The following is a 22,236-nucleotide window of genomic DNA, read 5'->3' on the forward strand; positions in this document are numbered from 1 at the left end:
CCCACGATTCATCCAAGGCTTTCGATGTCCGCCGTACCCCACTATTCCGCCACGCATCCGCCCGTGGTCTGCCTGCTCGGCCCCACCGCCTCGGGCAAGACCGCGGCCGCGCTGGCGCTGGCGGCCGACGCGCCGGTGGAGATCATCAGCCTGGATTCGGCGCTGGTGTACCGCGAGATGGATATCGGCACCGCCAAGCCCACGCGCGAAGAACTTGCAGCCGCGCCGCACCACCTGATCGACATCATCGACCCGGCCGACAGCTACTCCGCGGCGCAGTTCGTCACCGATGCCGAACGGCTGATCGCACAGATCCGCGCACGCGGCCATGTGCCGCTGATCGTCGGCGGCACCATGCTGTACTACAAGGCACTGACGCAGGGGCTCAATGACCTGCCCCAGGCCGATGCCGCGCTGCGCGCGGAGCTGGACCAGCTTGCCGCCGAGCGCGGCTGGCCGGCGCTGCATGCGATGCTGGCCGAGGTCGACCCGGTCACCGCGGCGCGGCTCGCGCCCAATGACGCGCAGCGCATCCAGCGCGCGCTGGAAATCCATCGCCTGTCCGGCCAGCCGATGTCGGCGCTGCTGGCGCGCCAGGCCGAGGGCCGCACCTTTGCCGGCGCGGCGGACCAGCGCTTCCGCGTGATTGCGCTGGAGCCATCGGACCGCCTGGCGCTGCACGCGCGCATCGCGCAGCGTTATGACGCGATGCTGGCCAACGGCTTTATCGAGGAAGTCGAGCGGCTGCGCAGGCGCGGCGACCTGCATCCGGGCTTGCCGTCGATCCGCTGCGTCGGCTACCGGCAGGTATGGGAGTACCTGGACGGCGACGCCGATTTCGCCACCATGCGCGAGCGCGGCGTCGCCGCCACGCGCCAGCTGTGCAAGCGCCAGCTGACCTGGCTGCGCAGCACGCCGGAGCGGCTGGTGGTGGATTGCCTGGCGCCCGGGTATGTCGACCAGGTGCGCAAGCTGGCGGACTTCGGGCACTGACCCGATGGCATGCAAACTGGCGCGGCAAGTGACGCACAGGCGATAATTCCGAATCCCTGTTTTCCGGAAAGCCGACCCAGCATGTCCAAGCCCGCCTTCACGCTCCGCCCCGCCACCGCCGCCGACAGCGAGACGCTGTTCAACCTGATCCTGGCGCTGGCAGAATACGAAAAGCTGACGCATATCGTCGAAGCCACGCCGCAGAAGATCCAGGATGCACTGTTCGGCGCCACGCCGCATGCCGAAGCGGTGCTGGTCGAAGTCGACACCGCTGGCGGCCGGCAAGCCGTCGGCTTTGCCCTCTTCTTCCACAATTTCTCGACCTTCCTGGCCAGGCCCGGCCTGTACCTGGAAGACCTGTATGTTGATCCGGCATGGCGCGGCCACGGCCTGGGCAAGGCGCTGCTCAAGCACCTCGCGGCGCTGGCGGTCGAGCGCGGCTGTGGCCGCTTCGAATGGTCGGTGCTGGACTGGAACCAGCCGTCGATCGACTTTTATCAGGCTATGGGCGCCGACGTGCTGCCCGACTGGCGCATCTGCCGCGTGACCGGCGAGGCGCTGGACAAGCTCGGCGCGCAGTAAGACGGCAACCAGTCCGACGCCAGTGTTATACACTTGATGGCGAACCGCCATACAATAACGACACCGACTGTCTTTTTTCCGGGCCGCCAACGCCGACCGCCATGCCACGAACCAAAGCCGACCTGCCCGCTACCGACGGTATCAATGAGACCGACGCGGACAGCGCGCGCGGCGCGTCGGTCGAGGCCATCGCCGACCGCATCCTGACCGCGATCTGGGAGCACCGGCTGCCGCCGGGCACCAAGCTGGTCGAGGAAAAGCTGGGCGGCGTGTTCGGCGTGAGCCGCACCAAGGTGCGGCTGGCCTTCGCCAAGCTGGCGCATGAGGGCGTGCTGACGGTGCATCCCAACCGCGGCACCTTCGTCTCCAGCCCGAGCGTGGCCGAAGCGCGCCAGGTGCTGCATTCACGCCACCTGCTGGAACCCGCGCTGGTGCGCGACCTCGCCAGCGCCATCGGCGCGCCGGGCGTGCGCGCGCTGCGCGAGACCACGCGCCAGGAAGCACAGGCGCGAGACAGCAACGACCGCCGCGCCATCATCCGGCTGTCGGGCGAGTTCCACTGCAAGCTGGCGGAAATGACCGGCAACCAGTACCTGGGCAAGTACATGCGCGAGCTGTGCTCGCTGACCTGCCTGATCATCGCGCTCTATGACGCGCCGGGCGTGCCGTCGTGCCCGCACCATGAACACGACGACATCGTCGATGCACTGGAAGCCGGCGACGGCGAGCGCGCCGCGCGGCTGATGACCGAGCACCTCGGCCATGTCGAAAGCACGCTGCGGCTGCAGGCGCCGGCCGAGGAAAATGTCGATCTGGAAGCGGTATTCGCCGCGGTCTGAGCCGCGGCGTCATCGGAAGGGAAGCGGCTTAGCGGTGCTCGATGCGCGCCGCCAGCGCCGCGGGCAAACCCAGCGTGGGCTTGGCATCCGGGCGGCGGAACGTGCCCGCGGTGGCCTTGCGCGGCTGCAGCGCGACCAGCGCCTCGGCCTGCTTGACGGCGGCGGCCATCTGGTCGACCACCGGCACCGGAATGCGGTCGCGCACGCGCGCGGCCAGGCCGGCCAGCGGCGCGCCGGCCAGGATCACCACATCGGCTTCATCCTCCGCCACGGCGCGGTTGGCCAGTTCCACCAGCACGGCTTCCTTCTCTTCCTGCACATCCGACACCGAGGCAAAGCTGCCGTCCAGCATGCGGATGCCGGCCAGCCGGCTGCGCAGGCCATGCATGTCCACGCACTCCTCATACCAGGGCCCCAGCGCCCGCGCAAAAGTCACGATGGCAAAGCGCCGGCCCAGCATGCAGGCCGACAGCATCGCCGCCTCGGCCATGCCCACCACCGGCAGGTCGAACAGTTCGCGCGCGCCCATCAGGCCGGGGTCGCCAAAGGCCGCGATGATGGCCGCATCGAACTGGCCATGGTGCTCGGCCAGCATCTCCAGCGCGATGGCGCCGCCGATTTGCGCCTCGGCGCGCGTGGCGATATAGGGCACGCCGCGGCTGGCGGTCAGCGGCACCAGCTCGGTGCCGGGGGCCGCGGCCTCGGTGGCCGCCGCCATCAGCCGCGCGGTGATGCCTTCGCTTGTATTGGGATTCAGGACAAGGATTCGCATGACGGTTATCCGGCAGGGTTGAGCAGCGGCGCCAGCACGCTTTCGGCCAGCCTGGCCGCGGCCAGCACGTTGCGGTCGGCAGCGCGCGGGCCGGCGATCTGCAGGCCCGCCGGCAGCCCTTCGCGGCCGTGGCCGCAGGGCACCGAGATGGCCGGTGCCAGCGCATGGTTGAAGAAGGGCGTGAACACCGCATGGGCGCGCGGCTCCACCGCCACGCCGCCGATCCGCTCCGGCCCCAGCCGGTCGTTGCGCCACGCCACGCACGGGGTGGTCGGGCACAGCAGCAGGTCATAGCGGGTAAAGAACCCGGCCACGGCCAGCGCGATCTGGTGGCTGGCTTCGCGCGCGCGGGCCACGTCGGCGCCGCTCCAGGCCAGACCGCGCTCGATCTGGCGCGCCACGTCGGGATCGAACACCTCCGGGTCGCGGCGCCAGGCCTCGCCGTAGAGATTGGCCAGGCCGACATGCTGCAGCGGCATCAGCGCGGCCTCGTCGGCGCCCTTCGGCCAGGCCGGGTCGGCACGCTCGATGGTCAGGCCCGCGGCCTGCAGCCGGGTCACGGCCTGCTCGAAGGCCTGCGCGACGTCATCGTCGACCGGGGTGTCCAGGCCCAGGCGCGGACTGACCGCGATCTTCAGCGTATGCAGCGGGCGCGCAGCGCCAAGCGAGAAACCCAGCGTATCGGGATCGCGCGGATCGGCGCCGGCCAGCGCCTCGAACATCAGTTCGGCATCGGCCACCGTGCGCGTGATCGGCGCAATCACCTGGATGCCGTTGAAGGCATGGGGAAAGCCGACTGAATCGGGAATCGCGCCGTAAGAAGGCTTGAAGCCGACCACGCCCGCATGCGCGGGCGGGCGCCGGCTGGAACCGCCGCCGTCGGTGCCCAGCGCCAGCGGCGCCATGCCGGCCGCCACCCCCACCGCGCAGCCGCCAGACGAGCCGCCCGCAGTCAGGGTGGCATCGAGCGGATGGCGCGTCAGCCCGTAAACCTTGTTGGTGGTCAGGCCCTTGCAGGCGAACTCCGAGGTATTGCCCATGCCGAGCACGATCGCGCCGGCCTGGCGCAGGCGCTCGACCGCAATCGCGTCGGCGGGCGCAATGAAGTCGCGGTACAGCTGCGAACCCTGCGTGACGCGGCGGCCCTGGCTCCAGATCACGTCCTTGACGATCACCGGCACGCCCGCCAGCAGCGGGCGCTCCCCCTGCGCAAGGCGCGCGCGCAGCTGCGCCAGGTCGGCATCGACCAGCTCCTGGCGCAGCTCGAACACGGCGTTGAGTTGGTCATTGCGCGCCGCGATGCGGGCCTGGAAGGCGGCGACCACCTCGGCGGGATCGAGGCGGCCGGCGGCGACGCGGGCCGCGATAGTGGTGGCGTCCAGGCGGTTGGTCAGTTCCATGTCAGTCGTTTCAGTCAAAGCATCGGCAAGGCTGCCGTCACAGGCTGCCGCCCGAGGTGCGATAGCGCGGCCTGGCCATCTCCGGCAGGCCGCACGGCAGGAACTGGCCGTGGCCGGCCTCGGCCAGCACCTCGCCCTCATGCGCCACCACCTTGCCGCGCACCAGCGTGGTCACCGGCCAGCCGGTCACGCGCACGCCTTCGTACGGGGTGTAGTCGACCGCATGGTGCAGGTCGGCGTTGCGGATCGTCACTTCACGCTGCGGATCCCAGATCGCCAGGTCGGCATCGGCGCCGATGGCGATGGTGCCCTTGCGCGGATGCAGGCCGTAGAGCTTGGCGGGGTTGGTCGAGGTCAGCGCGACGAACTGGTTGACCGAGATGCGGCCGCCCACCACGCCAGCCGAGAACAGCAGCGGCAGCCGCGTTTCCAGCCCGGGGATGCCGTTGGGGATGTACTGGAACGGGACCTCCTTGCCGCCAGGCTTCTTGCCCTGCGCGTCTTCGTAGCGGAACGGTGCATGGTCGGACGAGAAGATGGTGAAGAGGCCGTCGGCCAGGCCGTCCCAGATCACTTCCTGGTTGCCGCGGTCGCGCGGCGGCGGGCTGCACACGCACTTGGCGCCGTGGTAGCCGGGCTGGTCGAGGTCTTCCGCAGTCAGGAACAGGTACTGCGGGCAGGTCTCGGCAAAGATCTTCATGCCGCGGTTGCGCGCCCAGCGGATCTGCTCCACCGCTTCCTTGCCCGATACATGGACGATCAGGATCGGCACGTCGACCAGCTCGGAGAACGTGATGGCGCGGTGCGTGGCCTCGCGCTCGATCGCCATCGGGCGCGCCAGCGCGTGGAACTTCGGCGCGGTGTTGCCCGCCGCTCCGAGCTTCTCGGTCAGCCAGGCGATGCAGTCCGAGTTCTCGGCGTGCACCATCACCAGCCCGCCCTCCTGGCGCGCCACCGACAGCACCTCAAGGATCTCGCGGTCGTTCAGCTTGAGGTCGTCGTAGGTCATGTAGATCTTGAACGACGAATAGCCCTCACGGATCAGGCCAGGCAGCTCGTCGTTCAGCACCGCCTCGGTCGGGTCGGCCACGATCAGGTGGAAGGCGTAGTCGACCACGGCCTGGCCGCCGGCGCGCTGATGGTAGTCGGTGACCGCCGCGCGCAGCGAATGGCCCTTCTCCTGCGCGGCAAACGGAATCACCGTGGTGGTGCCGCCGCACGCCGCCGAGACCGAGCCGGTGCGGAAGCCATCAGCCATCTTCAGGCCATCCGGCATGGGCTGGTCCAGGTGGCAGTGCGCATCGACGCCGCCCGGCAGCACCAGCTTGCCGCTGGCGTCGATGGTCTGCGCCGCCTCGCCCAGGTCAAGGCCAAGCTGCACGATGCGGCCGCCGGCGATACCGATATCGCACTGCATGGTGTCGCTGGCGGTCACCACGGTGCCGTTGCGGATGATCAGGTCGAACTGTTTCACGATACTGCTCACGAAAAGGTTGGGACGGCGGCGCTCAGTGGTCCGCGTCGGACAGGTGCATGTGTGCGGTTTCGCGCGCGGCGGCAGCGGCCACTGCGATCAGCGCGCACACCGCCGCCAGGTAGAGGGCCACCGGCGTGGTGCTACCGAAGCGGTCGAGCAGGCCCACCGCGATCAGCGGGGCCAGCGCGCCACCGAACACGCCGGCAAACTGGAAGCCGAGCGAGGCACCAGTCACGCGCACCCGGGTGGCGAACAGCTCGGGCAGGAACGAGGCCAGCGGCGAGAACATGAACGACACCAGCACCATGCCGACGAACGAGCCCAGCATGATCAGCGCCGGGCTGCCGGTCTTGATCATCGCGAAGAAGACAAAGGCCCACACCGCGCCGCCGACGCCGCCGATCATCAGCACCGGGCGGCGCCCGATGCGGTCCGCCAGCAGGCCGGCGATCGGGATGAACAGGATTTGCGCCAGCGCGCCCAGCAGTACGGCATTGAGCGCGATGCTCTTGGGCAGGCCCAGCTTGGTCGGCACGAAGTACAGCAGGAACAGGGTGAACACATAGAAGGCGATGTCGCCGCCCAGCCGCGCGCCAAAGGCGATCAGCAGCTGCTTCTTGTAGTTGCGCAGCACTTCCATGATCGGCGCGCGCGCTTCCGCATGCGATTCCTCGAGCTTCTCGAACATCCCGGATTCACGCACGTTGGCGCGGATGTAGAGGCCGACGCCGACCAGCAGCGCCGACAGCAGGAACGGCACGCGCCAGCCCCAGCTGAGGAAGGCTTCTTCCGAAACCTGCCAGGTCACCAGCGCGAACACGCCGTTGGCCAGCAGCAGGCCGATCGGCGCCGCCAGCTGCACCAGGCTGCCGAGGATGCCGCGCCGCTTTCCTTCAGGGTCCAGCTCGTTGACCATGATCGCCGCCCCGCCCCACTCGCCGCCCAGGGCCAGGCCCTGCACCACGCGCAGCAGCACCAGCAGCGCCGGCGCCAGCGCGCCCGCGGCGGCATAGGTCGGCAGCAGGCCGATGCCGAAGGTGGCCAGGCCCATCATCAGCAGCGTGATGATCAGGATCGACTTGCGGCCCATCTTGTCGCCGAAGTGGCCAAAGATCGCCGCACCCAGCGGCCGCGCCACGAAGGCCACGCCGTAGCTGGCAAAGGATAGCAGTGTCGCGGTCAGCGGATCGCTCTGCGGGAAGAACAGCTTGGGGAAAACCAGCGCGGCGGCCGATCCGTAGATGAAGTGGTCGTAGAACTCGAGCGTGGTGCCGGCCAGGCTGGCCCCGGCGACACGCGCGACGGATTGCTTCTGGGGCGACGCGCCGTTCTTGGCAGGTGCGTCGATGCTGACTGCTTGCATGGTGGATCCTCCGATGGTCCCTGGCCTGCCCTGGCGCGCGGTGATGGTCCCCGGCGTCGCATTCGGGCGTTGTCTCCGACGCGGCATGCGTGTGCGGCGTCTTTGCTCAGTACATTAGGATATAAACCGCCATACAATCAAGTTGAATTTTGTTTGTCAGATTTGGTGCGCGTGCATGGGGGGTTTTGGTGCAATGCACCAGGATTGGTGTTGTTTGGGTTGGGGCGATGCGGCCGCATGGCGCCAGGCCATAAACAAAAACGGCGCATACCCAAAGGCATGCGCCGCTCTCACAGCAAAACCACAGAAACAGATCAGACCACGATCGTCTGCGCCTCGCCTTCCGCACGTGCGCGGATCTCACCAATCTCCCACACCGCCTCACCAGCCGCCTGCAGGTGACGAATAGCGCGCTCAGCGTCTTCCTTGGCCACGATCACCACCATGCCGATGCCGCAGTTGAACACGCGGTGCATTTCGTCGTCGGCCACGCGGCCCTGCGCCTGCAGCCACTGGAACAGCGGCGGCAGCGTCCAGGCATCGCGCTTGAGCACGGCGGTGACGTCCTGCGCCAGCACGCGCGGCACATTCTCGGTCAGGCCGCCGCCGGTGATATGCGCCATGCCCTTGACCGGCAGGGTTTCGATCAGCGACAGCAGCGGCTTCACATAGATCCGCGTCGGCGCCATGATCGCGTCCTGCAGGCGCTGGCCGTGGAAGTCGGCATTCAGGTCCGGCTTGGCCATTTCGATGATCTTGCGCACCAGCGAGTAGCCGTTGGAGTGCGCACCCGACGAAGCCAGGCCCAGCACCACGTCGCCCGGGGTGATGGTGCTGCCGTCGATGATCTTCTTCTTTTCGACCGCGCCGACGGCAAAGCCGGCCAGGTCGTATTCGCCGTCCGGGTACATGCTCGGCATTTCGGCGGTTTCGCCGCCGATCAGCGCGCAGCCGGCCAGTTCGCAACCGCGGGCGATGCCCTGGATCACGGTGGCGGCGGTGTCCACGTCCAGCTTGCCGCAGGCGAAGTAGTCGAGGAAGAACAGCGGCTCGGCACCCTGCACCAGGATGTCGTTGACACTCATGGCGACCAGATCCTGGCCGACGGTGTCATGGCGGTTGAGCTGGAAGGCGAGCTTGAGCTTGGTGCCCACGCCGTCGGTGCCCGACACCAGCACCGGCTCCTGGAACTTCTTCGACAGTTCGAACAGCGCACCGAACCCGCCGATGCCCGCCATCACGCCCTCGCGCATGGTGCGCTTGGCAAACGGCTTGATGCGGTCGACCAGTGCGTCGCCGGCATCGATATCAACACCGGCGTCGCGGTAGGAAAGGCCTGCCTGGCCGGCGGTCGGGGATGCGCTCATGGGAACCTGCTTGTCCTGGAGGAAATAAAGTGAGGAATTCGGCGCTCGGGTCAGCGCGGCTTCCGTTGCTTGGCATCGGAAGGCGGACGCGAGTCCAGTAGAATTGCAATTTTAACGGATAGAGGCCCCCCGCTTCCAGTTTCCGGCGAGATTCCGCCGCAAACAGCGCTGTCGCCCGTTCCCCCCAACTATTTGATGAATGCCCCGCTGTTGAACCAAGAGGCCAAGCGCATCCTGCTCTGGATCGTCGTGGCCGTCGCGCTGTTCGCCGCCATCATCGCGCTGGCGCCGGTGCTGACGCCGTTCCTGTTCGCGTTCATCTTCGCCTATATCCTGAACCCGGGCGTTGACTGGCTGCAGCGCCGCCGCGTGCCGCGCGCGGTGGGCGTAACGCTGATGATCCTGCTGCTGACGGTGATCTGCGTGATGCTGGTACTGCTGGCGATCGCAGTGCTGCAACGCGAGATCCCGCAGGTGCGCGAGCAATTGCCGATCCTGCTGAAGAAGCTCAATTCGGTGGTTTCGCCCCGCCTGGCCGAGTTCGGCGTACGCGTGCGCTTTGACTTCCCCGGCCTGCGCAACATGCTGTCGGACCGCTTCTCGGCCAGCCCGGAAGACCTGCTGGTGGTGTTGCTGAACTACGTCAAGATGTCGGGCTCCGCGCTGATCACGGTGGCCGGCATCGTCTTTATCGTGCCCATCGTCATGTTCTACCTGATGATGGACTGGCACATGGTGATGCGCCGCATCGAGGGCGTGGTGCCGCGCCGCTGGGTGCCCAAGGTGCGCGAACTGACCAACGAGACCGACGCGCTGCTGTCGCAATACCTGCGCGGCCAGATCCTGGTGATGGTGATCCTGGCGGCAATCTACTCGATCGGCCTGACCATCGCCGGCTTCGATATCGGCGTGCCGGTCGGGGTCTTCACGGGGCTGGCGGTGTTTATCCCGTATATTGGCTTTGGTGTCGGGCTGGTCATGGCGGTGCTGGCCGCGCTGCTGCAGTTCGGCAACTGGTACGGGCTGGCCGCGGTGGCGGTGGTCTACGGCTTCGGCCAGTTTATTGAGAGCTTTTATCTGACCCCGCGCCTGGTGGGCGAACGCATCGGCCTGCACCCGCTGGTGGTGATCTTCGCGCTGCTCGCCTTCGGCCAGCTGTTCGGCTTCTTCGGCGTGCTGCTGGCGCTGCCGACCTGTGCCGTGCTGCTGGTCGGCGCGCGGCAGCTGCGGCGGGTTTACCTGGCCAGCGACCTGTACCGAAAATAACGGCTGCCCCACTGCTGCCCACACCTGCAAGTTAGCCATACGTCATGTCCCCGCGTCCCAAGCAACTGTCGCTCGAGCTGGGCAGCCCGCCGCCTTCGACCTTCGAGAATTTCGTGGTGGCATCCAACCGCGAGGCGGTGCAGCGCCTGCGCGAGCTGCCCGCCGCGCTCGCCCAGGAGCACGCCAGCGACCGGCTGGTCTACCTGTGGGGCGAGGTCGGCTGCGGCCGTACCCACCTGCTGCACGCGGTATGCGAGGCCGGGCCGCAGCACGGCATCCGCAGCCGCTACCTGAGCCCGCACCACCCGCTGTCGGACTTCCTGTTCGACCCCTGGTGCCAGCTCTACACCGTCGATGACGTCGAGTTGCTGGATGAAGCGCGCCAGATCGCGGTGTTCTCGCTCTACAACGAGGTGCGCGCCCACGTGCGCACCGCGCTGGTGGTGGCCGGCGGCCTGGCCCCGCGCGCGATGCCGGTGCGCGAAGACCTGCGCACGCGCCTGGGCTGGGGCCTGGTGTACCAGGTCGCGCCGCTGTCGGACGACGACAAGAAGGCCGCTGTGCTGCATGCAGCACGCGAGCGCGGCCTGCAGCTGTCGCCAGAGATCACGCACTGGCTGGTGACGCGGCATTACCGCGACATGCCAAGCCTGATGGCGCTGCTGGACGCGCTCGACACCTACTCGCTGGAACGCAAGCGGCCGGTGACACTGCCGCTGCTGCGTGAAATGTTTGCTGAATTCCGGGATTAGCGGCGGCATCGGCGCCCAAACCACACCCAACGCGGCCACGGCACCTGCCTGCCCGCCCGACCTCTCGCCTTAAGGTAAAATCGCCGCCCATGAATCTGGCACTCTTTGATCTCGACCACACCCTGATCCCAACCGACAGCGACCATGAATGGGGCCGCTTCCTGGTCCGCCTGGGCGTCGTCGACGAGGAAATCTACAGGCAGAAGAACGACGAGTTCTACGGCCACTACAAGGCCGGCACCCTCGATATCCAGGCCTTCCTGCGCTTTGCGCTGGCGCCGCTGGCGGCCAACCCGCGCGACCGGCTCGATGCCATGCGGGTGCGCTTCATGCACGAGGTGATCGACCCCGTGATCACGCCGCAGGCGCGCGCGCTGGTCTACAAGCACCTGGAAGCCGGCGACCTGTGCGCCGTGGTGACCGCCACCAACAGCTTCGTCACCGCGCCGATCGCCACGGCCTTCGGCATCAAGCACCTGATCGCGACCGAGCCGGCCACCGTCGACGGCAAGCCCGAGAGCCAGTACACCGGCGAGGTCGAGGGCGTGCCCAGCTTCCGCGAAGGCAAGATCACCCGCGTCGAGGCCTGGCTAAAGAGCCAGGGCGCGCAGTGGGACCATTTCGAGAAAACCACCTTCTACAGCGACTCGGCCAACGACCTGCCCTTGCTGGAAAAAGTCTCCGAGCCGATCGCCACCAACCCGGACGATCGCCTGCGCCACCACGCCGCCGCGGCAGGCTGGCGCATCATGGATCTGTTCTGACGTGATCAAGAAGCTAATTACCCGGCTGCTGGGCAAACCCGGCCCCAAGCTGCGCCGCACCGGCCATGCCCATACGCCGCGCATTGTCGGCGCCGACGAACACCAGATCGACCCCGCGCTGCTGTCGCGCAATGCCGTCAAGGTCACCTCCACGCTGCAGCAGGCCGGCTACCAGGCCTACATCGTGGGCGGCGCGGTGCGCGACCTGCTGCTCGGCATCAAGCCCAAGGATTTCGACGTCGCGACCAACGCCACGCCCGACCAGGTGCAGGCGCTGTTCCGGCGCTCGCGCATCATCGGGCGGCGCTTCCAGATCGTGCACGTGACCTTCTACGGTGGGCGCGAGCAGGAAATCATCGAGGTCTCGACCTTCCGCGCGCTGGTCGACGCCATCGCCAGCGAGACCCTGCCCGAAGGCCGCCGCCTGAAGCGCGCCGAGCTCGACAGCAAGACCCATGCGATCGATGCCTCGGGCCGGGTGCTGCGCGACAACGTGTGGGGTTCGCAGGCCGAAGACGCGGAACGCCGCGACTTCACCATCAATGCGATGTACTACGACCCGGCCGCGCAGACCGTGCATGACTACCATCACGGCATGGAAGACATCCGCGCGCGCACGCTGCGCATGATCGGCGACCCGGTCACGCGCTATCGCGAAGACCCGATCCGGATGCTGCGCGTTGTGCGCTTCGCCGCCAAGACCGGCTTCGACATCGACGAGGCCACGCGCCACCCGATCGCCGGCCTGGCCTCGCTGATCCACAACGTGCCCAGCGCGCGCCTGTTCGACGAGATGCTCAAGCTGCTGATGTCCGGCCACGCCTGGGCCTCGCTGCAGGAGCTGCGCAAGGCGGGGCTGCACCAGGGCCTGCTGCCGCTGCTGGACGTGGCGCTGGAGCAGCCCATGGGCCAGCGCTTCGTGCAGCTGGCGCTGGACAACACCGACCGCCGCGTGCAGGCCGGCAAGCCGGTCTCGCCGGGCTTCCTGTTCGCCGCGCTGCTGTGGCACCACGTGCTGCAGCGCTGGACCAGGCTGCGCGAGGAAGGCGAGCACGCCATCGCCGCGCTGAACACCGCCATGGACATGGTGCTGGAAAAGCAGACCGGCCAGCTGGCGATCCAGCGCCGCTTTGTCACCGACATGCGCGATATCTGGGGCATGCAGCCGCGCTTTGAAAAGCGCGTGGGCCGCATGCCGTTCCGGCTGCTGGAATCGCCGCGCTTCCGTGCCGGCTTCGACTTCCTGCACCTGCGCTGCCAGTCGGGCGAGCTGCCCGAGGAACTGGCCGCCTGGTGGCAGGACTTCCAGGACGCCGACCCGGGCGAGCGCGAGGACCTGATCGACGCGGTACGCGGCGCGCGCGGCCCGAGTGGTCAAGGCGGCCAGGGCAGTCAAGGTGGCCAGGGCGCCGAGGGCGAAGGCCCGGCACGCAAGAAGCGCCGCCGGCGCGGTCCGCGGAAATCGGATAAAGTGTCTTCCCGGAGCGACACGGACGCGGGCGAGGCAGCACATGCCGGCCCCGGCCAGCCGGAGGAAACCTAAATGACGCTTGCCTTCATCGGCATCGGGGCCAATCTTGGCGATGCCCGCCAGGCCATCAAGGACGCCATCGTGTGTCTGGCCCAGCAGGTCGGCATCACGGTGCTGGCGCGCTCATCGCTCTACCGCACCGCCCCGGTCGATGCCGGCGGCGACGACTACTACAACGCGGTGGTCAAGGTGCAGACCTCGTTCACCGCGGCGCAGCTCCTGCGCATCTGCCACCACATCGAAGACCAGTTCGGCCGCGAGCGGCCGTTCCGCAACGCGCCGCGCACGCTGGACCTGGACCTGCTGCTGTTCGGCGACGAGCAGCACGACCACGAGCACCTGACGGTGCCGCACCCGCGCCTGACCGAGCGCGCCTTCACGCTGGTGCCGCTGCTAGAGCTGGATGCCGCGCTGGCCATCCCCGGGCGCGGACGCGCCGCCGACTACCTGGCCGGCGTGGGCGCGCAGCGCATCGAGAAGGTGTCCACCTGCAAGTGCCTGCGCATGCAGGCCGCCGCCGGCGGGACCGGCGATGGCGGCACCCCTGGCTGACCCCGCCCGGCGGCGCCCGCGGCGCTGCCATCCACCCCACTGAAGCCCGGAGCGCCATGCTCGATCACCTGCGCCGCATCGTCGTCGAAGGCCCCGTCGGATCCGGCAAGACCTCGCTGGCCCAGCGCCTGGCGCGCACGCTGCAGGCCCAGGAACTGCCCGACAGCGCGCGCCGCAGCCCCTTCCTCGAACCCTTCTACCGCGATCCCGCGCGCCATGCGCTGGCGCTGCAGCTGTGGTGCCTGACCCAGCGCGCGGTGCAGCTGCAACAATGGCAGGCGGGGGTGCTGGCCGGCCAACGCATGGTCACCAATTTCCTGATGGCCAAGGATCGGCTGCACGCGGCGCTGACGCTGTCCGACGACGAACTGGCGCTCTACGACGCCATCGCCGCACGCCTTGACCTGCCGCCGCAGCGCGCCGACCTGGTGATCGTGCTGCAGGCCGCCCCGTCGCTCTTGCGCGAGCGCATCGTGCGCCGCGGCGAGCCTGGCGAGGCCGGCATCGACGAACACTATCTGCAGCGCCTGGCCGGCGCCTACGGCGAATTGTTCCACCGGTACGACGACGCCCCGGTGCTGGTCGTCGACACCGCCCACTTCAATCCGGTGGACAATGATGACGATTTCCGTACACTACTGTCGCGCATCGAAAACATGCGCGGCCGCAAGGCCTTTCTCAATCTCGCTGCGCCCTGACAGGCTCCGCCTGCCAGACCCAACACAATAACGACGGCTGTCGTTGCCGTGCGGGCGGCCCTCCCGGCACCGGCAAAGCCGTCCTATATGGGCACTGCCATGAGCTACCTCCTCGATCCCTCCCGCAAGACCATCACGATTCCCAAACTGCAGGCGATGCGTGACGCCGGCGAGAAAATCGCCATGCTGACTGCGTACGACTCCAGCTTCGCCGCGCTGCTCGACTACTGCGGCGTGGAAATGATCCTGGTCGGCGATTCGCTGGGCAATGTGATGCAGGGCCAGCAGACCACGCTGCCGGTCACGCTGGAACAGATGGCCTACCACACCGAATGCGCGGCGCGCGGCAACCAGACCGCGCTGCTGCTGACGGACCTGCCGTTCGGCACCTATCCCACGCCTGAGGCCGCGTTTGCCAGTGCGGTCACGCTGATGAAGGCCGGCGCGCAGATGGTCAAGCTCGAGGGCGGCGACTGGCTGGCGCCGATCGTCAAGTTCCTGGTCGAGCGCAGCATCCCGGTATGCGCGCATATCGGCCTGACGCCGCAGTCGGTGCACGCGCTGGGCGGCTTCAAGGTGCAGGGCAAGACCAACGCCGGCGCGGCCCAGCTCAAGCGCGACGCGCTGGCGCTGCAGGCCGCCGGCGCGCAGGTGGTGCTGATGGAGGCTGTGCCCGCGGCGCTGGCCGGCGAGATCACGCAATCGCTGACGGTACCCACCATCGGCATCGGCGCGGGCGCGGACTGCACCGGCCAGGTGCTGGTGCTACAGGACATGCTCAATATCTACCCGGGGCGCAAGGCCAAGTTCGTGCGCAACTTCATGGACGGCCAGACCTCGATCGAGGCAGCCGTGCGCGCCTACGTGGCCGCCGTCAAGGACGGCAGCTTCCCCGCCGCCGAGCACACCTTCTCCGCCTGACCCGGTGGAGATCGGCACCGCCACCGCCGACGCCTTCCGCCTGCTGGCCAGCGGCGACGCCGGCCTGTGGTTCATCGTCTGGACCTCGCTGATGGTGGCGGTGCTGGGGCTGGCGCTGGCCACGGTGCCGGCGATCGCCGCCGCCTGGCTGATCGCCACGCGGCAGTTCCCGGGCCGGCGCGCAGTGGTGGTGGTGGCGCAGGCCTTCCTGTCGTTTCCGACCGTGCTGGTCGGGCTGATCCTCTACCTGCTGCTGACGCGCCAGGGCCCGCTGGGCAGCCTGCACCTGCTGTTCACGCCGGCGGGCATGGTGCTGGGGCAGGCGGTGATCGGCTTCCCGGTGGTGCTGGCGTTTGCGCTGTCAACCCTGCAGGGCGCCGACGTGCGCCTGCGCGAGACCGCTTGGGTGCTGGGCGCAGGGCGCTGGCGCACCTTCCTGACCGTGATCCGCGAGCTGCGCTTCGGGTTGATGGCGGCGGTGGTCGCCGGCTTCGGGCGCGTGATTGCCGAGGTCGGCTCGGCGCTGATGATCGGCGGCAATATCGAAGGCTCCACCCGCACCATCACCACGGCCATTGCGCTGGAAACCAGCAAGGGCGAGTTCGCGGAGGGCATTGCGCTGGGCATCGTGCTGGTGGCGCTGGCGCTGCTGGTCAATATCGGCATGGCCTGGCTGCAGGGTGCCGGAGGCTTCCGCCGATGACTCCCTCAGTTGCCCATGACCACAGCCCGCTGCTGACCGTGCGCGGGCTGGCGCGCACCATCGGCCTGCGCAAGCTCTTTGCCATCGACAGGCTGGTGATCCCGCGCGCCACGGCAATCGTGCTGACCGGCATGAACGGCGCCGGCAAGACCACGCTGCTGCGCATGCTGGCCGGGCTGGAGCCGGCACCCGGCGCCAGCGCGCAGTGGACCGACGCCCGGGGCCAGGCACACGACGCCCCCCTCACTCCGCTGCCGCCGGCGCTGCGCCAGCGCATCGCCTACCTGCATCAGCACCCTTACCTGTTCCGCACCTCGGTGCGCGAAAATATTGCCTACGGCCTGCATGCACGCGGGATGCCGCGCGACGAGATCGCCCGCCGCGTTGGTGAGGCGCTGGGCTGGGCCGGCGTGTCGCACCTGCAGGACACCGCGCCCGAATACCTGTCCGGCGGAGAGATCCAGCGCGTGGCACTGGCGCGCGCCAAGGTGCTGGAGCCGGAGCTGCTGCTGCTGGATGAGCCCACCTCGAGCCTGGACGGCCATGCGCGCGAGCAGGTGATTGGGCTGGTCGGCGACCTGGCCGCCGAAGGCCGCACCGTGGTGATGATCTGCCACGACCGCGAGCTGATCAACCTGCCGGGCGTGGTGCGCTGGAAGCTGGGCGACGGCGTGCTGGACACGCACCACCCTTAGTCTTCAGGCTTTCTGACTCAGCGTCGCCGCCATCGCGCCGCGCAAGGCGTTGACCAGGACGATGGCCTCGGCGCGCGCGAGCATCGCGCGCGTGATCACGGCTTCCGTCACCGCTTCGCCGGGGGCGCCCAGCGTCGCCCCACCCTCGTCCAGCACCACCGCGCGCATCACGCCGGGCAGGATGTCGGCCGACAGCGGCGGCGTCAGCCAGCGGCCATCGATGCGGACGAAGACCGAGCTGCGCCCGCCTTCCAGCAGTTCACCGCGCGTGTTGAAGAACAGCCGGTCAAAGCCGCCGGCACGCTCGGCGGCCTGCCAGCCCGCATCGAACACTGCGCGCGCGCTGGTCTTATGGCGGCGCAGCGGGTCGGCGGCGGGTAGTGGCTCGGGGGCAATGTCGATCCTGACCGGACCGGCCGGCATCGGTGCCACCGCGCCGCTGGCAAATGCGAGCGCGCCGCACTTGTCCACGCTCATACGCAGGCGCCATGTCCCCGCGCCCAGCTGCGCTACCTGCGCGGCCACTGCGGTGCGTGCCGCATCGGCATCGAAAGCGAAGCCGAACGTATGCGCCGAAGCGCCAATGCGCGCAAGGTGCCGCGCCAGGTAAAGGCACTCGCCGTCCTGCACGCGCATGGTTTCGAACAGCGTCAAGCCGGGATCGTGCCGCGTCAGGAAACGCGCCTTCCAGCCGCATTCATCGAATTCCTCCGCCGCGACGCTGTCATGGACGATGCCGCCGCCCACGCCCATTTCACCCGCGCGCAGGCCGGTGTCCGCGAGAGGCGCCAGTACCAGCGTGCGGATTGCCACCGACAGCGCGAACGGTCCCGCGGTGCTTTCGTCAGTTGGCGCATCAATCCAGCCGATCGCGCCGGTGTACAGCCCGCGCGGCGCGCCTTCCAGCTCGGCGATGATCTCCATGGTGCGCCGCTTGGGCGCGCCAGTGATGGAGCCGCACGGGAACAGCGCCGCCATCAGCGCGCCAAAGCGCGTGCCGGACCGCGCCGTCGCGGTGACGGTAGAGGTCATCTGCAGCACCGCACCAAACGGCTGCACCGCAAAGCGCTCCGGCACCGCCACGCTGCCCGGCTGCGCGATGCGCCCCAGGTCGTTGCGCAGCAGGTCGACGATCATCACATTCTCGGCGCGGTTCTTGGCATCGGCGGCCAGCGCGGCGGCGGCCTGCGCATCGCGCACGGCATCGCCCGAGCGCGGCGCGGTGCCCTTCATCGGCCGGGTCAGCAGGTGGCCCTGGCCGTCGTGGCGCACGAACAGCTCGGGCGACAGCGACAGCACCGTGGCGCCATCCGGCAGGCTGGCCAGCACGCCATACGGCACCGGCTGCGCGGCGCGCAGCGCGGCGTACAGCGCCACCGGGTCGCCAAAGGCATCGAAGTGCAGGCGCTGGGTATAGTTGACCTGGTAGGTGTCGCCGGCTTCGATCCACTGGTGGATGCGGGCGATGGCGTCGTCGAAGGCCTCGCGGGAGGTATCGGAGGCCACCTCCATCAGGCCCGCTGGCTTGGGGTCGGCTTTCGATTGCAGCCACGCCGTGACCGCCGCGGCATCGAGCCGGCGCAGGTTGCGGAACCACAGCAGGCGCAGCGCGCCGTTGTGGAACGGCATCTCGTTACCGGTATGCACCGGGGCGTCGACCAGTGCGCCGCCGAATTCGTAGGGGGCAAACAGAGTGGCATGCCAGCCCTGGCGCCAGCCGTCGGCAAGCACGGTGTCGAGCTGCGCGATGTCGCTGCCGGCGGGCAGCACGTCTTCGCGAATGAGGCCGGTGTAGAGGCGTGATGCGGCTTGCGCCGCCGGGGCCGTGGCGTCGTCGAGAAGGACGAAGGCCTCTCCGCTTGCTGGCGGCGTGCTCCCCTCGCCCGCTTGCGGGAGAGGGGCCGGGGGAGAGGGCGGGGGCTGGATGCTTGCTACCACGGGAAATCGTCAGGAAAAACAGGATTGCCGGCGCCGCCGGCATGGAAGGCAGTGATGCATTATCGCGCGGCGCAAGCGTGGTGGGCGATGGGCGCGCCTGCCCTCTCCCCCAGCCCCTCTCCCGCAGGCGGGAGAGGGGAGCAAACCAGCGGTTCGCAGACGCGGAGCGCCGCGCCAAAAACAAAACCGGCCACGCTCGCACGTGGCCGGTCCGATACTGCAAACCCGGTCAGCTGAAGAAGCTCTTCACCTTGTCCAGCCAGGATTGCTCCTGCGGGCTGTGGCGCGAGCCGCCCTCATGCACCGAGCGGTCGAACTGGCGCAGCATATCCTTCTGCGCCTCGGTCAGCTTGACCGGCGTCTCCACATTCACATGCACATAGAGGTCGCCCGGATAGCCCGAGCGCACGCCCTTGATGCCCTTGCCGCGCAGGCGGAAGGTCTTGCCCGACTGGGTGGCTTCAGGCACCGGGAAGGTGGCCTTGCCGCTCAGCGTCGGCACTTCCAGGTCGCCGCCCAGCGCCGCGGTGGCGAAGGAGATCGGCATCTGGCAGTGCAGGTCGTCGCCGTCGCGCTCGAACATCGGGTGCGCCTTGATGTGGACTTCCACATACAGGTCGCCCGGGGGGCCGCCGTTGATGCCCGGCTCGCCGTTGCCCGATGAGCGGATGCGCATGCCTTCGTCGATGCCGGCCGGGATCTTCACTTCCAGCGTCTTCTGCGACTTCAGCTTGCCCTGGCCGTGGCACTTGGTGCAGGGCTTGGGGATGAACTTGCCGCTGCCGTGGCACTTCGGGCAGGTCTGCTGCATGGTGAAGAAGCCCTGCGACACGCGCACCTGGCCGGCGCCGTGGCAGGTCGGGCAGGTTTCCACGCTCGAGCCCGGCTCCGCGCCATTGCCGTGGCAGTGGTCGCAGTCGTCCCAGTGCGGCACGCGGATCTGCGCCTCGTGGCCGTGCGCGGCCTGCTCCAGCGAGATCTCCATGCTGTAGCGCAGGTCGGCGCCGCGATAGGCCTGCGGACCGCCGCCGCCACCGCGGCGGCCACCGGCCTGCTGGCCGAAGATGTCGCCGAAGATATCGCCGAAGGCCTCGGCGAAACCGCCGTAGCCCTGCGCGCCGCCAAAGCCGCCCGCCATGTTCGGATCCACACCGGCATGGCCGTACTGGTCGTAAGCTGCCTTCTTCTCCGGGTCGGAAAGCATCTCGTAGGCCTCTTTGACCTCCTTGAATTTTTCCTCGGCGATCTTGCCGTCCTTGCCCTCCGGATTGCGGTCCGGGTGGTACTTCATCGCGAGCTTGCGATAAGCCTTCTTGATCTCGTCGTCGCTCGCGTTCTTGCCTACCCCGAGCACTTCGTAATAGTCACGTTTTGCCATGGTGGCTCAAACCCTTTTGGCCGGCACGCGCATGCGGCGCGATACCGGCGAATAGCAAAAAAGCCGAGCGAGGCATCCGACGGCGGTTTCCCGCTGGGTCCGATGGCCGCGCCCGGCGTCGGGGCGGGAGCGGTGCCGGCCAGTGCCTGCACCGCCGCCCGCGTGTCCCGATTACTTCTTGTCGTTGACTTCCTTGAATTCGGCGTCCACAACGTTGTCGTCCTGCGGCTGCGCCTGCTGGCCACCGGCCGCGCCGGCACCGGCAGCACCGGGCGCGGCACCTTCGCCGGCCTTGGCCTGCATGTCCGCGTAGACCTTCTCGCCCAGCTTCTGGCTGACTTCGGACAGCGCGTTGACCTTGGCGTCGATCTCGGCCTTGTCGCCGCCGCGAGCGGCGTCTTCCAGTTCCTTGATCGCGGCTTCGATCTTTTCCTTCTCGCCGCCTTCCAGCTTGTCACCGTATTCGGTGAGCGCCTTCTTGGTCGAGTGGATCAGCGCGTCGGCCTGGTTGCGGGCGTCAGCCAGCTCACGGGCCTTCTTGTCTTCCTCGGCGTTGGCCTCGGCGTCCTTGACCATGCGCTGGATCTCGTCTTCCGACAGGCCCGAGTTCGCCTTGATGGTGATCCGGTTTTCCTTGCCGGTTGCCTTGTCCTTGGCGCCCACGTGCAGGATGCCGTTGGCGTCGATGTCGAACGACACTTCGATCTGCGGCGTGCCACGCGCTGCGGGCGGAATGCCTTCCAGGTTGAACTCGCCCAGCAGCTTGTTGCCGGAGGCCATTTCACGCTCGCCCTGGAACACCTTGATGGTCACCGCCGGCTGGTTGTCGTCGGCGGTCGAGAACACCTGCGCATGCTTGGTCGGGATGGTGGTGTTCTTGGTGATCATCTTGGTCATCACGCCACCCAGGGTTTCAATACCCAGCGACAGCGGCGTCACGTCCAGCAGCAGCACGTCGGTACGGTCGCCCGACAGCACCGAGCCCTGGATCGCGGCACCGACGGCCACGGCTTCATCCGGGTTCACGTCCTTGCGCGCTTCCTTGCCGAAGAACTCCTTGACCTGTTCCTGCACCTTGGGCATGCGGGTCATGCCGCCGACCAGGATCACGTCGTCGATGTCGCTGACCTTGACGCCCGCATCCTTGATAGCGATGCGGCACGGCTCGATGGTGCGCGTGATCAGCTCTTCCACCAGGGATTCGAGCTTGGCGCGGGTCATCTTCAGGTTCAGGTGCTTCGGACCCGAGGCATCGGCCGTGATGTACGGCAGGTTGATCTCGGTCTGCTGCGAGCTCGACAGTTCGATCTTGGCCTTTTCAGCGGCTTCCTTCAGGCGCTGCAGCGCGAGCACGTCCTTGGACAGGTCCACGCCCTGGTCCTTCTTGAACTCGCTGATGATGTAGTCGATGATGCGCTGGTCGAAGTCTTCGCCGCCCAGGAACGTATCGCCGTTGGTCGACAGCACCTCGAACTGCTTCTCGCCGTCCACGTCCGCGATCTCGATGATCGAGATGTCGAAGGTGCCGCCGCCGAGGTCATACACGGCAATCTTGCGGTCGCCCTTCTCGTTCTTGTCCATGCCGAACGCCAGCGCGGCCGCGGTCGGCTCGTTGATGATGCGCTTGACGTCCAGGCCGGCGATGCGGCCGGCGTCCTTGGTGGCCTGGCGCTGCGAGTCGTTGAAGTAGGCCGGCACGGTGATCACGGCTTCGGTCACCGGCTCGCCGAGGTAGTCCTCGGCCGTCTTCTTCATCTTGCGCAGCACTTCGGCGGACACCTGCGGCGGCGCCAGCTTCTGGTCGCGCACCGACACCCATGCGTCGCCGTTGTCGGCCTTGACGATGGAATACGGCATCAGGCCGATGTCCTTCTGGACTTCCTTCTCTTCGAACTTGCGGCCGATCAGGCGCTTGACCGCGTACAGCGTGTTGCGCGGATTGGTGACGGCCTGGCGCTTGGCCGGCGCGCCGACCAGGATTTCGCCGTCTTCCATGTAGGCGATGATCGACGGGGTGGTGCGGGCACCCTCCGAGTTTTCGATGACCTTGGGGGTGTTGCCTTCCAGGATCGCGACGCAGCTATTGGTGGTACCGAGGTCGATACCGATGATCTTACCCATTATTCTCTCCTCTTGAGCCAGCGCTATCCGCGCGGCTGCAATTCAACCTGAGGCCGAAATGTGGCCGTCCGGGGGCTTTTCAAGGGCATAACCGGCAAATCCGAGTAATTTTCTCGGTTTATGC

At 67.9% G+C, this 22,236-nt stretch carries 20 protein-coding genes; 12 read left to right on the forward strand and 8 right to left on the reverse strand.

From position 1 onward, the window contains the following. The first annotated feature begins 24 nt into the window (after nucleotides 1-24). The 3 genes from miaA to KB879_RS27775 all read left to right on the forward strand — a co-directional run bounded on the left by miaA (nucleotide 25) and on the right by KB879_RS27775 (nucleotide 2,414). Nucleotides 25-993 carry a tRNA (adenosine(37)-N6)-dimethylallyltransferase MiaA gene (gene miaA / locus KB879_RS27765; protein WP_211980260.1) on the forward strand — a complete coding sequence of 323 codons (969 nt, stop codon included), beginning with the start codon at nucleotides 25-27 and terminating at the stop codon, nucleotides 991-993. Between the two features lie 81 nt (nucleotides 994-1,074). Beyond that, entirely contained in the window at nucleotides 1,075-1,575 is a 501-nt protein-coding gene (locus KB879_RS27770) for a GNAT family N-acetyltransferase (RefSeq protein WP_211980261.1), read from the forward strand. Between the two features lie 101 nt (nucleotides 1,576-1,676). After that, the gene (locus KB879_RS27775; RefSeq protein WP_211980262.1) at nucleotides 1,677-2,414 is read left to right on the forward strand and encodes a GntR family transcriptional regulator; all 738 of its coding nucleotides are present in this window, start codon (nucleotides 1,677-1,679) and stop codon (nucleotides 2,412-2,414) included. A gap of 28 nt (nucleotides 2,415-2,442) precedes the next feature. Here KB879_RS27775 and KB879_RS27780 read toward each other — a convergent pair whose 3' ends face one another. The 5 genes from KB879_RS27780 to purM all read right to left on the reverse strand — a co-directional run bounded on the left by KB879_RS27780 (nucleotide 2,443) and on the right by purM (nucleotide 8,793). After that, complete coding sequence (locus KB879_RS27780) at nucleotides 2,443-3,186, reverse strand: aspartate/glutamate racemase family protein (protein WP_010815018.1); 744 nt, start codon at nucleotides 3,184-3,186, stop codon at nucleotides 2,443-2,445. A gap of 5 nt (nucleotides 3,187-3,191) precedes the next feature. Then, nucleotides 3,192-4,586, reverse strand: a complete 1,395-nt coding sequence (locus KB879_RS27785) for an amidase (RefSeq protein ID WP_211980263.1) — start codon at nucleotides 4,584-4,586, stop codon at nucleotides 3,192-3,194. Between the two features lie 37 nt (nucleotides 4,587-4,623). After that, nucleotides 4,624-6,060 carry a dihydropyrimidinase gene (gene hydA, locus KB879_RS27790; protein WP_211980264.1) on the reverse strand — a complete coding sequence of 479 codons (1,437 nt, stop codon included), beginning with the start codon at nucleotides 6,058-6,060 and terminating at the stop codon, nucleotides 4,624-4,626. Nucleotides 6,061-6,094: 34 nt separating this feature from the next. Continuing rightward, nucleotides 6,095-7,426 carry an MFS transporter gene (locus tag KB879_RS27795; protein WP_013957905.1) on the reverse strand — a complete coding sequence of 444 codons (1,332 nt, stop codon included), beginning with the start codon at nucleotides 7,424-7,426 and terminating at the stop codon, nucleotides 6,095-6,097. Nucleotides 7,427-7,740: 314 nt separating this feature from the next. After that, nucleotides 7,741-8,793 (reverse strand): phosphoribosylformylglycinamidine cyclo-ligase, encoded by a 1,053-nt coding sequence (gene purM / locus KB879_RS27800; protein ID WP_211980265.1) that lies wholly within the window; start codon nucleotides 8,791-8,793, stop codon nucleotides 7,741-7,743. Between the two features lie 195 nt (nucleotides 8,794-8,988). Here purM and KB879_RS27805 point away from each other — a divergent pair, with 195 nt between their 5' ends. From KB879_RS27805 to KB879_RS27845, 9 genes are all read left to right on the forward strand, one after another. Then, nucleotides 8,989-10,059, forward strand: coding sequence for an AI-2E family transporter (locus tag KB879_RS27805; protein ID WP_211980266.1), 1,071 nt, complete (start codon nucleotides 8,989-8,991; stop codon nucleotides 10,057-10,059). A gap of 44 nt (nucleotides 10,060-10,103) precedes the next feature. Continuing rightward, on the forward strand, nucleotides 10,104-10,811 hold the full coding sequence (gene hda, locus KB879_RS27810; RefSeq protein ID WP_013957908.1) for a DnaA regulatory inactivator Hda: 708 nt from the start codon (nucleotides 10,104-10,106) through the stop codon (nucleotides 10,809-10,811). Nucleotides 10,812-10,900: 89 nt separating this feature from the next. After that, on the forward strand, nucleotides 10,901-11,575 hold the full coding sequence (locus tag KB879_RS27815) for an HAD family phosphatase (protein ID WP_153953730.1): 675 nt from the start codon (nucleotides 10,901-10,903) through the stop codon (nucleotides 11,573-11,575). A gap of 1 nt (nucleotide 11,576) precedes the next feature. After that, nucleotides 11,577-13,118, forward strand: a complete 1,542-nt coding sequence (pcnB, locus tag KB879_RS27820; RefSeq protein WP_013957910.1) for a polynucleotide adenylyltransferase PcnB — start codon at nucleotides 11,577-11,579, stop codon at nucleotides 13,116-13,118. Next, complete coding sequence (gene folK / locus KB879_RS27825; protein WP_013957911.1) at nucleotides 13,119-13,658, forward strand: 2-amino-4-hydroxy-6-hydroxymethyldihydropteridine diphosphokinase; 540 nt, start codon at nucleotides 13,119-13,121, stop codon at nucleotides 13,656-13,658. Between the two features lie 56 nt (nucleotides 13,659-13,714). Continuing rightward, on the forward strand, nucleotides 13,715-14,356 hold the full coding sequence (locus KB879_RS27830; protein WP_013957912.1) for a deoxynucleoside kinase: 642 nt from the start codon (nucleotides 13,715-13,717) through the stop codon (nucleotides 14,354-14,356). A gap of 99 nt (nucleotides 14,357-14,455) precedes the next feature. Continuing rightward, nucleotides 14,456-15,277 carry a 3-methyl-2-oxobutanoate hydroxymethyltransferase gene (gene panB / locus KB879_RS27835; protein ID WP_114133772.1) on the forward strand — a complete coding sequence of 274 codons (822 nt, stop codon included), beginning with the start codon at nucleotides 14,456-14,458 and terminating at the stop codon, nucleotides 15,275-15,277. Nucleotides 15,278-15,281: 4 nt separating this feature from the next. Beyond that, nucleotides 15,282-15,980 carry an ABC transporter permease gene (locus KB879_RS27840; RefSeq protein WP_013957914.1) on the forward strand — a complete coding sequence of 233 codons (699 nt, stop codon included), beginning with the start codon at nucleotides 15,282-15,284 and terminating at the stop codon, nucleotides 15,978-15,980. Next, nucleotides 15,977-16,675 (forward strand): energy-coupling factor ABC transporter ATP-binding protein, encoded by a 699-nt coding sequence (locus KB879_RS27845; protein WP_013957915.1) that lies wholly within the window; start codon nucleotides 15,977-15,979, stop codon nucleotides 16,673-16,675. Before KB879_RS27840 ends, KB879_RS27845 begins: the two co-directional genes overlap by 4 nt. Nucleotides 16,676-16,678: 3 nt before the next feature. Here KB879_RS27845 and pabB read toward each other — a convergent pair whose 3' ends face one another. The 3 genes from pabB to dnaK form a co-directional block, all read right to left on the reverse strand. Further along, nucleotides 16,679-18,613 carry an aminodeoxychorismate synthase component I gene (pabB, locus tag KB879_RS27850; protein WP_211980267.1) on the reverse strand — a complete coding sequence of 645 codons (1,935 nt, stop codon included), beginning with the start codon at nucleotides 18,611-18,613 and terminating at the stop codon, nucleotides 16,679-16,681. Nucleotides 18,614-18,842: 229 nt separating this feature from the next. After that, nucleotides 18,843-19,991, reverse strand: coding sequence for a molecular chaperone DnaJ (dnaJ, locus tag KB879_RS27855; RefSeq protein WP_211980268.1), 1,149 nt, complete (start codon nucleotides 19,989-19,991; stop codon nucleotides 18,843-18,845). 171 nt (nucleotides 19,992-20,162) lie between these two features. After that, a complete protein-coding gene (gene dnaK, locus KB879_RS27860; RefSeq protein ID WP_013957918.1) occupies nucleotides 20,163-22,112 on the reverse strand; it encodes a molecular chaperone DnaK in 1,950 nt (649 codons plus the stop codon). Nucleotides 22,113-22,236: the final 124 nt, after the last annotated feature.

It is taken from the genome of Cupriavidus sp. KK10 (assembly GCF_018223725.1).
Lineage (GTDB): Bacteria > Pseudomonadota > Gammaproteobacteria > Burkholderiales > Burkholderiaceae > Cupriavidus > Cupriavidus necator.